This window comes from Salinimicrobium sp. 3283s (genome assembly GCF_039602225.1).
Lineage (GTDB): Bacteria > Bacteroidota > Bacteroidia > Flavobacteriales > Flavobacteriaceae > Salinimicrobium > Salinimicrobium profundisediminis.
In genome coordinates this window covers 1769693-1782340 of the sequence record NZ_CP143631.1, presented here as the reverse complement: position 1 = coordinate 1782340, position 12648 = coordinate 1769693, and the positions used below count along the sequence as shown (strand labels likewise).

Here is a 12648-nt window from a genome sequence, read left to right as displayed (position 1 = left end):
CGAATACGGTTGTATTTTTAATAAATTTGTGTCACCTTTATCAAAAGCGAAGTCTGCTTTTTGGTCTTGAAAAATACAAAATGTTTCTTGAAAATACAGTAAATCATAAAGAGCAATTTGGGTGGATTGAAGTTATATGCGGCTCGATGTTCTCTGGGAAGACCGAAGAGCTGATTCGCAGGCTCAAGCGCGCCAAATTTGCCAAACAAAAGGTCGAAATCTTTAAACCGGCCATAGATACCCGCTACAATGAAGAGATGGTGGTGTCTCACGATTCTAATGAAATAAGGTCCACCCCTGTTCCAGCTGCAGCCAATATCAGGCTGCTGGCCGATGATTGCGATGTGGTGGGCATTGATGAAGCCCAGTTCTTTGACGAAGAAATTGTCTCTGTATGCAATGACCTTGCAAACAGAGGGGTAAGAGTGATCGTTGCCGGACTGGATATGGATTTTAAAGGCAACCCCTTTGGACCAATGCCAAATTTAATGGCCACTGCAGAGTATGTCACCAAAGTACACGCCGTTTGCACCCGTACCGGAAACCTCGCCCAATACAGCTACCGCAAGACTTCAAATGAAGACCTGGTGATGCTGGGAGAGACCGAAGAATATGAGCCTTTGAGCCGCGGAGCTTTTTACAAAGCCCGGTTAAGAGAAAAACTAAAAAATTTCGAGGTTACAGAACCCGAAGAATTAAAAGACACCAAAAGAAGTGAACATGCCGAAAGCCAGGGAGACCGTACTTGAAATAAATCTTGATGCCTTAGCGCACAACTACAATTACATTAGGTCAAAACTCGATGAAGATGTAAAATTTATGGCCGTGGTCAAGGCCTTTGGTTACGGAAGCGACGTAGCCGGCATAGCCCATAAGCTCGTGGAGCTGGGCGCCGACTATTTTGCGGTAGCTTATACTTCTGAAGGTATTGCCTTAAGAGAGGCCGGAATTGAAGCCCCTATCCTGGTTCTTCACCCTCAGTCATTCAATTTTGAAGCTATTATTGAAAATTGCCTGGAACCAAGCCTTTACAGCAAGTTTGTTTTAGAGGAATTTGTCAAAACTGCTGAAGAAAAAAATCAGAAAGAATATCCTGTACATATTAAGTTCAACACCGGACTCAATCGCCTTGGGTTTTCAGAAAAAGAGACCGATGTAGTGAAAGACCTGCTCACAGCTACCACTGCAGTTAAAGCGAAATCATTCTTTTCGCATTTGGCCGCAAGTGAAGACTGGAAAGAGCGGGAGTTCACCCTCATGCAAATCCATACCTTCCGGAAAATAGCTGTCAAATTATATGACGATTTAGGCTACAGCCCCATGCTGCACATTTGCAATACTTCGGGGATCATTAATTATCCCAAAGCCCATTTTGACATGGTGCGATCGGGGATTGGGCTTTACGGGTTTGGAAATGATGAGCCCAATGATGAAAAGTTAAGGCCAATTGGAACGCTTAAAACCATTGTCTCACAAATCCATGTGCTGGAAAAAGGCCAGTCCCTGGGCTACAACCGCGCCTTTATCGCCGAAAAACGCACCAAAACAGCCACGCTCCCCATTGGTCATGCCGACGGGATTAACAGGCAGTACGGCAATGGCCGCGCCGGGGTAACTATTAATGGCAGCTACGCCCCAATTTTAGGAAATGTTTGTATGGACATGGTGATGGTCGATATTACCGGAATTGACTGTAAAGAAGGGGATGAAGTCATTGTTTTTGGAGAAACTCAACATGCAACTGCCTTTGCTGAAAAGGGAAACACGATCTCCTACGAATTGATTACCGGAATCTCCCAAAGAGTGAAGAGAGTGCTTATTACAGATTAATTCATACATTTAGGTTACTAACTTAAAAATCTTATTATGGCATTCTTTAAGGATTTCAAGGCTTTTCTAATGAAAGGCGACATTATTGCCCTTGCTACCGCCGTGGTTGTAGGAGGTGCTTTCAATAAAATAGTTTCTTCTGTGGTAGCCGATATCATCATGCCTCTCATAGGTGTTATTACTGGGGGAGTTGATTTCTCACAAAAATTCATTTCTCTTGACGGTAACGAATATGAAAGCCTGGATGCCGCAAAAGAAGCCGAAGCCGCCGTGCTCACCTATGGCAATGTTATTCAGGCTATTATTTATTTTGTGATTGTGGCCTTCTTTATTTTCCTGGTTTTACGGGCTTATGAAAGAACCAAGACTGCGAAAGAAGCTCCAAAAGTCACTGAACCTAAAGGCCCTTCACAGGAACAGCTGCTTACCGAAATTCGGGATGAATTAAGGAAAAAGAACAGCTAAAGATGCCATTTTTCGCGCCTGTGTATCACTGCATGAGCAAGAAATAAATATTTTTGCGGCAAGAGAACGAACTTTAAAACACGTAGTAACCGCTACGCTACATATCCTAACCTTAAACCCCCGGAACCACCGGGGGTCTTTTTTTACTATAACCCTTCATATTTAACAAACTGTACAAAGTGGTTATAAAAAGTCATTTGAGGCAGAATTTCTTTGTGTCTACTCTTTTTATTATTTGTAGTACAATACATTTGTATAAAATATCAGGACGAGCAGGAAATGGAGCCTTACAGGTTTCCGAAGCCTGTGAGGTCTTTAAATCACTATAGCATGAAAATAGCAGTTGTAGGCGCTACCGGGATGGTGGGCCAGGTAATGTTAAAAGTATTGGCAGAAAGAAACTTTCCGGTTACCGAATTGCTTCCGGTAGCTTCAGAAAGATCTGTAGGCAACAAGATAAGCTTCAATAACAAAGAATATGAAGTGATTGGCCTGGAAGAGGCTGTGGCACAAAAGCCAGATATTGCGCTTTTTTCGGCCGGCGGTGAAACTTCCCTTGAATGGGCACCAAAGTTCGCAGAAGCAGGTACTACCGTCATAGACAATTCCTCGGCCTGGAGAATGCATCCGGAGAAGAAACTTATTGTGCCCGAGATCAATGCTTCAGAATTGACTTCCGAAGATAAAATTATCGCAAACCCCAACTGCTCTACCATTCAAATGGTGATGGCACTTGCCCCTCTTCACAAGGAATACGGTATTACCCGCGTGGTGGTTTCTACTTACCAGTCTATTACAGGCACCGGCGTAAAAGCTGTACAGCAGCTAGAGAACGAATATAAGGGAGAGCAGGGAGAAATGGCATATCCATACCCTATTCACCGTAATGCCATTCCGCAGTGTGACGTTTTTGAAGAAAATGGCTACACCAAAGAAGAGATGAAGCTCACCAACGAGACTAAAAAGATCCTGAAAGACAACGCTGTAGAAGTTACAGCCACCGCTATACGTATTCCGGTAGTGGGCGGGCACAGCGAATCTATAAATGTCACTTTTAGCAGGGATTTTGACGTTAATGACGTTCGAAGACTGTTAAAAGAGTTCCCGGGAGTCACCGTGCAGGATAATACTGACGTAAACACTTATCCCATGCCTATTTATGCCGAAGGTAAAGACGATGTTTTTGTGGGTCGTATAAGAAGAGACCTCTCTCAGGCTAATTCTCTAAACATGTGGATCGTAGCCGATAACCTTCGGAAAGGTGCTGCCACCAATGCGGTGCAAATCGCCGAATACCTGGTAGATAACAAACTTGTTTAAAATATGAGGTGCCAAAAATGGCATTTTTGAAGAGTAATAATTTAAAGGCTGCATATTTCTTGTGCAGCCTTTCTTATATCTTTTAATGAGAAAATTACCTATTTTAGGACCTCTTAAACTACTGATAAATGAATAGAATATTAATTACTGCCCTGGCTGCCGGAACTTTGATCTCCTGCGGAAGTTCACAACAACCTGAACCTGCCCCCGGGACAACCACACAAACCCCATCTACTGCTTTGGAATATCCCACCACTCGAAAAGGTAATACCGTAGACACTTATTTTGGCAACGAGGTGAAAGACCCTTACCGCTGGCTCGAAGATGATCGCAGCGCAGAGACCGAAGCCTGGGTAAAGGCACAAAATGAAGTCACTTTTGAATATCTCAACCAGATTCCCTTCAGGGAAGAACTAAAACAAAGGCTTACCGAACTCTGGAATTACGAGAAATTAAGTGCACCAAGTGAAGAAGGTGGCTGGATCTACTTCAGCAAAAATAACGGACTCCAAAATCAAAGCGTTATTTACCGCAAAAAATCGGAAAATGCCACGCCCGAAGTATTTTTAGATCCGAATAAATTCAGTGAAGACGGCACAACTTCTCTCTCCGGAATGAGTTTTTCTGAAGATGGAAAAACCCTTGCTTACAGTATTTCTGAAGGTGGAAGCGACTGGAGAAAGATTATTGTTATGGATGCCGAAACCCGCGAAATCAAAGAAGATACTTTGATTGATGTAAAATTCAGCGGCCTTTCCTGGAAAGCCAATGAAGGTTTCTACTATTCAAGTTATGACAAACCTGAAGGAAGCGAACTTTCAGCCAAGACAGATCAGCATAAACTTTACTACCACAAACTCGGCACGCCACAAAGTGAAGATAAAGTGATCTTTGGCGCTACTCCCGAGCAAAAGCATCGTTATGTAGGGGGGAGTGTTTCAGAAGATAACCGCTACCTGTTCATCTCGGCAAGGACTTCAACTTCGGGAGGTAAACTATTTATGATGGATCTCGCAGAAGACAATCCTTCTATTGATACAATAGTAGGCCATGAAGACAGCGAAAGTTATGTAATGGACAACCGCGGCAGCAAGCTTTTTATCGTGACCAATCTAGACGCGCCAAACAGAAAGATCGTTACTGTAGATGCCGCAAATCCGCAGCCCGAAAACTGGAAAGACCTTATTCCTGAAACCGAAAATGTACTTAGCCCATCAACCGGAGGCGGATATATTTTTACTGAATATATGCAGGATGCAGTTTCTAATGTAAAACAGTACGACTATGAAGGAAAACTGGTAAGGGAAATTGATCTTCCCGGAATTGGAACTGCCAGTGGCTTTGGCGGGGAAAAAGACGAAAAAGACCTTTATTACAGTTTTACAAATTATGTTACTCCCGGCAGCATCTACAAATACAATGTAGAAACCGGAACATCAGAGTTGTACAACCGCCCCGAGGTGGCCTTTAATCCTGATAACTATACCAGCGAACAGGTTTTCTATACGTCTAAAGACGGCACTAAAGTGCCTATCATCATCACCTACAAAAAAGGGATTGAAATGAATGGGAAGAACCCAACGATCCTTTACGGTTACGGCGGATTCAATATAAGCCTCACCCCTTCCTTTAGTATTGCCAATGCGGTGTGGATGGAACAGGGCGGAATATATGCCGTACCAAACCTACGGGGTGGCGGGGAATATGGAAAGGACTGGCACGATGCCGGAACTAAATTGCAGAAGCAAAATGTTTTTGATGATTTTATTGCCGCTGCCGAATACCTTATTGAAAATAATTACACCTCCAGAGATTACCTGGCCATTCGGGGAGGTTCCAACGGCGGACTTTTAGTAGGAGCTACCATGACCCAAAGACCAGATCTTATGAAAGTTGCCCTGCCGGCAGTGGGAGTTCTTGATATGCTGCGCTACCACACCTTTACAGCAGGTGCGGGCTGGGCTTACGATTACGGTACCGCCGAAGACAGTGAAGAGATGTTCAATTACCTGAAGGGGTACTCTCCTGTTCACAATGTAGAAAGTGGAGAAGAATACCCTGCTACTTTGGTCACTACAGGAGACCATGATGACCGCGTAGTACCGGCACACTCCTTTAAGTTTGCTGCCGAGCTTCAGGATAAACAGGCAGGTGACGACCCTGTATTGATTAGAATTGAGACTAATGCAGGTCACGGTGCCGGTACCCCGGTGAGCAAGACCATTGAACAATATGCCGACATTTTTGGCTTTACACTTTACAACATGGGATTCAACAAACTCCCTAACCCGGTAAAATAATTTTTGTTCAGACCTTTTTAAAGAGGCTGTTTGAAAGTACTTAAGTGTTATTCTGAATTTATTTCAGGGATCCTGTGATCATCATTAGAGTCACATGTGGCCTGGACCAGGTGCAGATCAACACAAATAAGGCTTTGAGACAGCCTCTTTTTATTATTAAAACTCTAATTTTACAGCCTTAACAAAACGAAGATGCTAAAGGTCAAAAACCTTTCTTTTGCTTATGGAGCCAAGCCGGTGTTAAAGAACCTCAGCTTTAACATCCAAAAAGGGGAAAATATATCAATCATTGGCGCCAGTGGATGCGGTAAAAGCACCCTGCTCCAGTCCCTTTATGGACTTCATGATGTAAAAGGAAAGATCTTCTGGAAAGAAAAGCAGTTGCTGGGGCCCAATTTCAACCTCGTTCCCGGCGAAGATTTCATGAAATACCTCACGCAGGATTTCGACCTGATGCCACCATTGACAGTAGCCGAAAATGTGGGCAAACATCTCTCCAACGCCTACCCCCGTAAAAAACAGCAACGGGTAAACGAGCTTCTCGCTTTGGTAGAAATGAAGGAGCTGGCAAAAACAAAGGCAAAGTTCCTGAGTGGAGGCCAACAACAGCGGGTAGCACTGGCAAGAACCCTCGCAAATCCTCCTGAAGTTTTACTCCTGGATGAACCCTTTAGCCATATTGATCATTTCAGAAAGAACAAACTGCGCAGGAACCTCTTTAGCCACCTGAAAGCAACGGGCACTACCGTAATGCTGGCTACTCACGACAGCACAGATGCACTTTCTTTTGCCGACAAGACCATTGTAATGAAAGCCGGAAGGATTATAGCTATGGGATCGCCCACAGAACTTTATAATAACCCGCCAAATGCCTATGTTGCTTCCCTGTTTGGAGACGTAAATGAACTCCCGGCTTCCCTCTTCTTTGACGATCAACCAGTACGCAAGAAGGTAATTCTCTACCCTCACGACATACATTTGACAGCATCGGGCAGGTATCAGGGGGTAGTCAAAAATGTGTTTTTTAAAGGAAGTTTTTTTCTTACTGAAGTTGAAATAGAAGGAACTTCAGTTTTCGTGGAACACCCGGAAGGCCTGGAAAATGGCAAATCTGTTCGCTTACAAATCGAACAGGATCTACTTGAAAAAAGGTTAGGCTAAGTGAGAATTTGTTCCGAAGAAATTATGCAATTCAGAAATGCAGATATTTACCTTTAGAAAATTTCTTCTATTTGTAATTCCCTGCCATTAAACGTCACGCTACTTCCCTTCTTTTTTCCCATAAATATTTGTGCTATTGGAGCACCTACCCCTACAGTATAATATTTCTCATTGTCCACACTAATTTCACCGGCAGGAATGGCAATAAAATAATTGGCCACTGTAGTTTTCACGATACTTCCAAAACCTGCTACATTCCCCGTACTACCTGTGGGGACTTCCTTAAGCGTTCTTTTAAGCCTTTTAAAACCTTCGGCCTGGTTTGCCACTTTCTCAAATTCGAGGTGCAGCATAGCCCTTTCGGTCTCATATTTATCGCCCATAGAGCATTTGGTCTCCAGTTTTAGAGCAGCTTCAAGATCGTCTATGACATGCTGTACGGTTTCGATCTTTTTCTCTACGTAAGCAGCGCAGGCTTCAATCAACTTTTCTTTTATTTCAGACATTTTTTCTTTGCTGTTATTTTAATGTCAAAGCCTCAATCAGGAAGTTTTTTAAAATCTCTTGCCAACTGTAAGGCCAAATCTGGGATAAGCAACGCTTATATTATCTGAACCTAAAAAGTTTCTTCCAGCTCCTCCAAAAACTTCAAACACCCATCCACTTTCAGTCATAAATTTTGATCCTACCGCAAGACCTATCCCTGCACCTATTTCATTTTCAGTTTTAACTTCGTAAGTACTCCCGTTATAGTAGGTGTATTCTTCATCATCTACTACGTAAAAGGCCGCATTCCCCTCCACAAAAAATCCGGCAGCAGGTTTTTTACCAAAATAGATCCTGTAATAGGGAATAGCCATAAAATCAATTTCTATATCATCTATAGAAAAGTTAACAGAAATACCCAAAGCAGACTCATCATTCAAAATTCGCTCGTAGCTAAGCTCGGGGAAACCAATGAGCAAATACATTCCATTTAATTTTAATTCGTTTTTACCGGAATAAGGTACCTGCTCTTTTGGGGTAGCTATTTCTTCAGTCTCCTGGGAATATCCATGAAAACCAAACAACATGGATATTAATAATAGAGGTAGTATTCTGTTCATTGATTGCTGATTTTAAATTGAGTAAATATAATTTTATTTGGTTCTGTTTTTTTTGGAATGTCTTAAATTCTATTAAAGCTCAATTTTTCCGAGGTTCCTCATTTGCCTCACAATCCAGCTCTTCCTGCCCCCAATGTAACTGCTGGCGGGGTTGGCCCTGTATTCCCGAGGATTTGGGAGTATGGCTGCAATGGCAGCGGCTTCATAGGCGGTAAGGTTCTCTGCACTCTTTTTAAACCAGGCTTGAGCAGCAGCTTCGGCGCCATAAACGCTTTTGCCCATTTCTATGCTGTTAAGGTAAACCTCAAGAATGCGCTCTTTACTCCACAAAAGTTCTATCCAAAAGGTAAAATAAACTTCCAGGCCTTTTCTAAACCAGCTGCGCTGTGGCCATAGAAAAACGTTCTTGGCAGTTTGCTGCGAAATAGTGCTGGCGCCCCTTACTCTTTTCCCTTTTTTATTGTCTTCCATGGCCTTTTGAATCGCTTTATAGTCAAACCCATTGTGACTGGGGAAATTTTGATCTTCACTGGCAATCACTGCCAGCTTCAGGTTGTCAGAAATCTCCTCCATGGGCACCCAATCATGTTTTATGTCTTCATCAGGATTTTCAAAGTACCTGATGACCATTAACGGAGTAAAGGGTACCGGCACCCACTTATAGACCACAACCATAAATATGCTGAAGAGAAACAATCCCAGCACCAGTTTCAGTAAAAACCTGAAAAATCTTTTCATTTTTATTCAATTAGATCGGCCAGTTCTTTTCCTACGAGACTGCCAATTGCTATACCCATTCCGCCTAAACGCACTCCGCAATACACGTGCTTCGAAACCTTTTTAATTACCGGTTTCTTCTGTTCCCCCATGCCCATTATTCCGCTCCACCTTCTTTCGATCTTATAAGGAGTATCGGGTAAAATGACATTTTTGAGCAAGCTTTCAAGCCGCTGTTGCACCAGTGCCGTCAATGCCATTTCGGTGGTTTCTTCTCCTTTAAGGTTGAGGTTCCTGCCTCCTCCCAACAGTATCCTATCGTTAATATTTCTGAAGTAATAAAAGCCTTTTTCAAGGTGAAAAGTGCCTTTTAGATGAAGGTTGGGAATAGGAGCTGTGATCAACACCTGTGCCCGGGCCGGCTTAACCTCTGGAATGCCCAGTTGTGAAGCAAAGCCATTGGTGGCAATAAGCAAATTTCCGGTGTAAAAGCTAAAATGTTCTGTTTCTACTTCTACGGAATCATCTACTTCAGCAAAACCATTTACGGTAACCGAATTGAGGATCTTCACGCCGGCTGCCTGCACCTTCTGAAGCAGGGCACTCATCATTTTCCCGGTATCAAGCTGGCCTTCAAATTTATTGTAGATCAGGCTGTTATCTACTTTTGCAAATCCGAATTTATTATTGGTTATGCTGAAGACATCCTCTCCAAAAATGGGGTTTAGAAGGCTGTTTATTTTTGCCATTTTTGACACACAAGCTTCAAAGAGATCTTCTTCGGCTGCAGTAAATAGTTCATATCCGCCATTTACCTGCAAATCAATACCATCACTATTCAAAGTTCTTTTGAGTAGATCAAGCCCCTGTACCCGTTTTCTCACCAGTTCTACCATCTCTTCTTCGGAATGATGCTGCAGGTTGTCCAGAATTTCGCTAAGGCTTCCAAAAGCAGCAAAACCCGCATTTTTTGTACTGGCACCATTGGGTAGAAGTCCTCTTTCGAGGATTACCACCTTTGCTTCGGGATAACGGGTTTTTAATTGCAGGGCGCAGGTAAGTCCGGTAATCCCGCTGCCAACAATGGTAAAATCAATATTAGAAAACCAGGAATCGTGTTCCCAAAAAGAAAAGCTCATAAAAATGCCATTTTGTAGCCAAAGTTATTCTTTTTTTGCCTCTTCTTTTACGTCTTCGGGTTTCCCTCTTGAAAGTTTAAGAGGAACGAGTGCTCCGCCTTGTCTTAATGAGCCGGAAAGTTCCTCTTGCTTTAGTCTTCCTTTAAAATGGAACCCTCCAAGCTTCGGTGCCTTTACCTCCAATACATTATCTTTAAAAGATGTAGACTCAACAGGAATATCAAAAGAATTTTGTGCAGGACTATCTAAGGTAGTGGTATAGCCATCCTTATTTTCAGAAATATGGAAGACAATTCCCATATTACGGTCCTGTACAATCAATTCGCCATACCAGTCGCCGGTAATCTCCTGTGCACTTAAGGAGTTGCTGAGAAATAATAAAAGTAGAACTGAAAATACCTTCTTCATAATTTTAGGTTTAAAGAATTAACTAAAATGTTTAATGCTACACCGGCCACCACGGTAGATAAACATTTCCTTTAAGATAAGAATTTATTGCTAAACCCCTGTAAAGCAAAACCTTTGAAATAAATTTTGAAGTAGCAATGAAATTTTCGGAACACGCTTTTCGCTGAAGGAGATAAAAAATACCGCTGCCTTACAGGAGCAGGAATTCAAGACAATAAATAAAAAAGACCTCACAGGTTTTGAAAACCTGTGAGGTCTAAGGTATAGTAATTAAGGATCGCTGTAGCAATCCCCATATAATATTACTCTCTTGGTTTCATTTTGAAACTCTCCATGAACTTGGTGGTGTAGTTCCCCGCAACATAATCTGGCTCATCCATCAACTGCCTGTGAAACGGAATTGTGGTTTTCACACCTTCAATTACAAACTCGTCAAGAGCCCGTCTCATTTTACTAATCGCTTCTTCGCGGGTTTGGGCGGTAGTAATCAATTTGGCAATCATAGAGTCGTAGTTAGGCGGAATCACATAACCACTATACACATGAGTATCTATACGCACTCCATGCCCACCCGGTGCATGCAGGTTGGTAATCTTTCCGGGGGAAGGTCTAAAGTCGTGATATGGGTCTTCAGCATTAATCCGGCACTCAATAGAGTGTAACTGTGGCTCGTAGTTCTTACCTGAGATAGGCACTCCTGCTGCCACAAGGATCTGTTCCCGAATGAGGTCGTAATCTATCACCTGTTCGGTAATAGGATGCTCTACCTGAATACGGGTATTCATTTCCATGAAGTAGAAGTTCCTGTGTTTATCTACAAGGAACTCTACGGTACCGGCGCCTTCATACTTGATGTATTCGGCTGCTTTAACTGCAGCATCTCCCATTTGTTTCCGAAGTTTATCGGTCATAAAAGGAGACGGAGTTTCTTCGGTAAGTTTTTGATGGCGTCGCTGTACAGAACAATCCCTTTCTGAGAGGTGACAGGCTTTACCTGAACTGTCTCCCACGATTTGGATCTCAATATGTCGCGGCTCCTCAATGAGTTTCTCCATGTACATGCCATCGTTACCGAAGGCTGCACCTGCTTCCTGCCTGGCCGATTCCCATGCTTTTTGCAGATCTTCCTTTTTCCAAACGGCACGCATTCCTTTACCACCACCACCGGCGGTAGCTTTCAGCATAACGGGATAACCCATATCATTGGCGATCTTCTCGGCTTCTTCATAAGATTCGAGAATGCCTTCTGACCCGGGCACACAAGGCACCCCGGCAGCTCTCATAGTAGCTTTAGCCGTGGCTTTATCTCCCATCTTATCTATCATATCGGGGCTGGCACCAATAAATTTGATATCGTGTTCAGCACAGATCTTCGAAAATTTAGCATTTTCAGAAAGAAAACCATATCCCGGATGAATAGCATCTGCATTGGTAATCTCAGCCGCTGCTATGATATTTGAAATCTTTAAATAGGAAAGGTTGCTGGGAGGAGGGCCAATGCAAACTGCTTCATCGGCGAAACGAACATGAAGACTTTCTGCATCGGCGGTAGAGTATACCGCAACGGTCTTAATGCCCATTTCTTTACAGGTGCGAATAACGCGCAAGGCAATTTCTCCCCTGTTGGCAATTAATATTTTTTTAAACATACTGTTTAGTTTTGGCTTTAGGGTAGCTCCTTACAGCTATTATGACGGATCTACCAGGAATAGAGGTTGATCAAATTCTACTGGTGATGAATCATCAACCAGTACCTTCACGATCTTTCCGGAAATCTCACTTTCAATCTCGTTGAAGAGCTTCATAGCTTCAATCACACAAAGAACATCACCTACTTTTACAGAGTCTCCAACTTCTACAAAAGGACCTTTGTCTGGAGATGGTTTTCTATAGAAGGTTCCAATTATAGGAGACTTAATAGTAACATATCCTTTATCTTCCTGTGCGGCATTGGCTTCGCCCCCGGTTGTAGCACTCTCCTGTTGTTGTGGAGAAGAAAGCTGTTGCTGCACCGGCTGTTGCACTTGTGGTGCAGCCTGCATAGGTACCTGCTGCAGGATTGTGGTTTCCCTTTCGTCAGATCCGGTTTTGATGGTGATCTTTACATCATCCATTTCCAGCTTTACTTCACTGGCTCCAGATTTTGCCACAAACTTGATGAGATTCTGAATTTCTTTTAAATCCATATTATTTAGTGTTGGG

The 12648-nt window shown here is 42.9% G+C and carries 13 protein-coding genes; 6 read left to right on the top strand and 7 right to left on the bottom strand.

Features of this window, described 5'->3' with window-relative positions; genetic code table 11:
* Positions 1-80 precede the first annotated feature (80 nt).
* The 6 genes from VS868_RS07820 (at position 81) to VS868_RS07795 (ending at position 7076) form a co-directional block, all read left to right on the top strand.
* Positions 81-749 (top strand): thymidine kinase, encoded by a 669-nt coding sequence (locus VS868_RS07820; protein WP_265162214.1) that lies wholly within the window; start codon positions 81-83, stop codon positions 747-749.
* Entirely contained in the window at positions 721-1830 is a 1110-nt protein-coding gene (gene alr / locus VS868_RS07815) for an alanine racemase (protein WP_266070893.1), read from the top strand. Before VS868_RS07820 ends, alr begins: the two co-directional genes overlap by 29 nt.
* 36 nt (positions 1831-1866) lie before the next feature.
* Positions 1867-2295 (top strand): large conductance mechanosensitive channel protein MscL, encoded by a 429-nt coding sequence (mscL, locus tag VS868_RS07810; RefSeq protein ID WP_266070894.1) that lies wholly within the window; start codon positions 1867-1869, stop codon positions 2293-2295.
* A 330-nt stretch (positions 2296-2625) separates the two neighbouring features.
* Complete coding sequence (locus VS868_RS07805) at positions 2626-3615, top strand: aspartate-semialdehyde dehydrogenase (protein ID WP_266070895.1); 990 nt, start codon at positions 2626-2628, stop codon at positions 3613-3615.
* A gap of 128 nt (positions 3616-3743) precedes the next feature.
* Positions 3744-5915, top strand: coding sequence for a prolyl oligopeptidase family serine peptidase (locus VS868_RS07800; protein ID WP_345599762.1), 2172 nt, complete (start codon positions 3744-3746; stop codon positions 5913-5915).
* A 192-nt stretch (positions 5916-6107) separates the two neighbouring features.
* Positions 6108-7076, top strand: coding sequence for an ABC transporter ATP-binding protein (locus tag VS868_RS07795; protein ID WP_266070898.1), 969 nt, complete (start codon positions 6108-6110; stop codon positions 7074-7076).
* A 53-nt stretch (positions 7077-7129) separates the two neighbouring features.
* Here VS868_RS07795 and VS868_RS07790 read toward each other — a convergent pair whose 3' ends face one another.
* The 7 genes from VS868_RS07790 to accB all read right to left on the bottom strand — a co-directional run bounded on the left by VS868_RS07790 (position 7130) and on the right by accB (position 12632).
* Positions 7130-7582: a hypothetical protein gene (locus tag VS868_RS07790; RefSeq protein WP_266070899.1), complete on the bottom strand. Its 453-nt coding sequence runs from the start codon at positions 7580-7582 to the stop codon at positions 7130-7132.
* 48 nt (positions 7583-7630) lie between these two features.
* Positions 7631-8182 (bottom strand): hypothetical protein, encoded by a 552-nt coding sequence (locus VS868_RS07785; RefSeq protein WP_345599761.1) that lies wholly within the window; start codon positions 8180-8182, stop codon positions 7631-7633.
* A 72-nt stretch (positions 8183-8254) separates the two neighbouring features.
* Positions 8255-8920, bottom strand: coding sequence for a monofunctional biosynthetic peptidoglycan transglycosylase (gene mtgA, locus VS868_RS07780; RefSeq protein ID WP_266070902.1), 666 nt, complete (start codon positions 8918-8920; stop codon positions 8255-8257).
* A 2-nt stretch (positions 8921-8922) separates the two neighbouring features.
* On the bottom strand, positions 8923-10038 hold the full coding sequence (locus tag VS868_RS07775; protein WP_345599760.1) for an FAD-dependent oxidoreductase: 1116 nt from the start codon (positions 10036-10038) through the stop codon (positions 8923-8925).
* A 24-nt stretch (positions 10039-10062) separates the two neighbouring features.
* On the bottom strand, positions 10063-10446 hold the full coding sequence (locus VS868_RS07770; protein WP_345599759.1) for a hypothetical protein: 384 nt from the start codon (positions 10444-10446) through the stop codon (positions 10063-10065).
* 302 nt (positions 10447-10748) lie between these two features.
* Positions 10749-12095, bottom strand: coding sequence for an acetyl-CoA carboxylase biotin carboxylase subunit (accC, locus tag VS868_RS07765; RefSeq protein WP_266070905.1), 1347 nt, complete (start codon positions 12093-12095; stop codon positions 10749-10751).
* 39 nt (positions 12096-12134) lie between these two features.
* Entirely contained in the window at positions 12135-12632 is a 498-nt protein-coding gene (gene accB / locus VS868_RS07760; protein WP_266070906.1) for an acetyl-CoA carboxylase biotin carboxyl carrier protein, read from the bottom strand.
* Positions 12633-12648 lie beyond the last annotated feature (16 nt).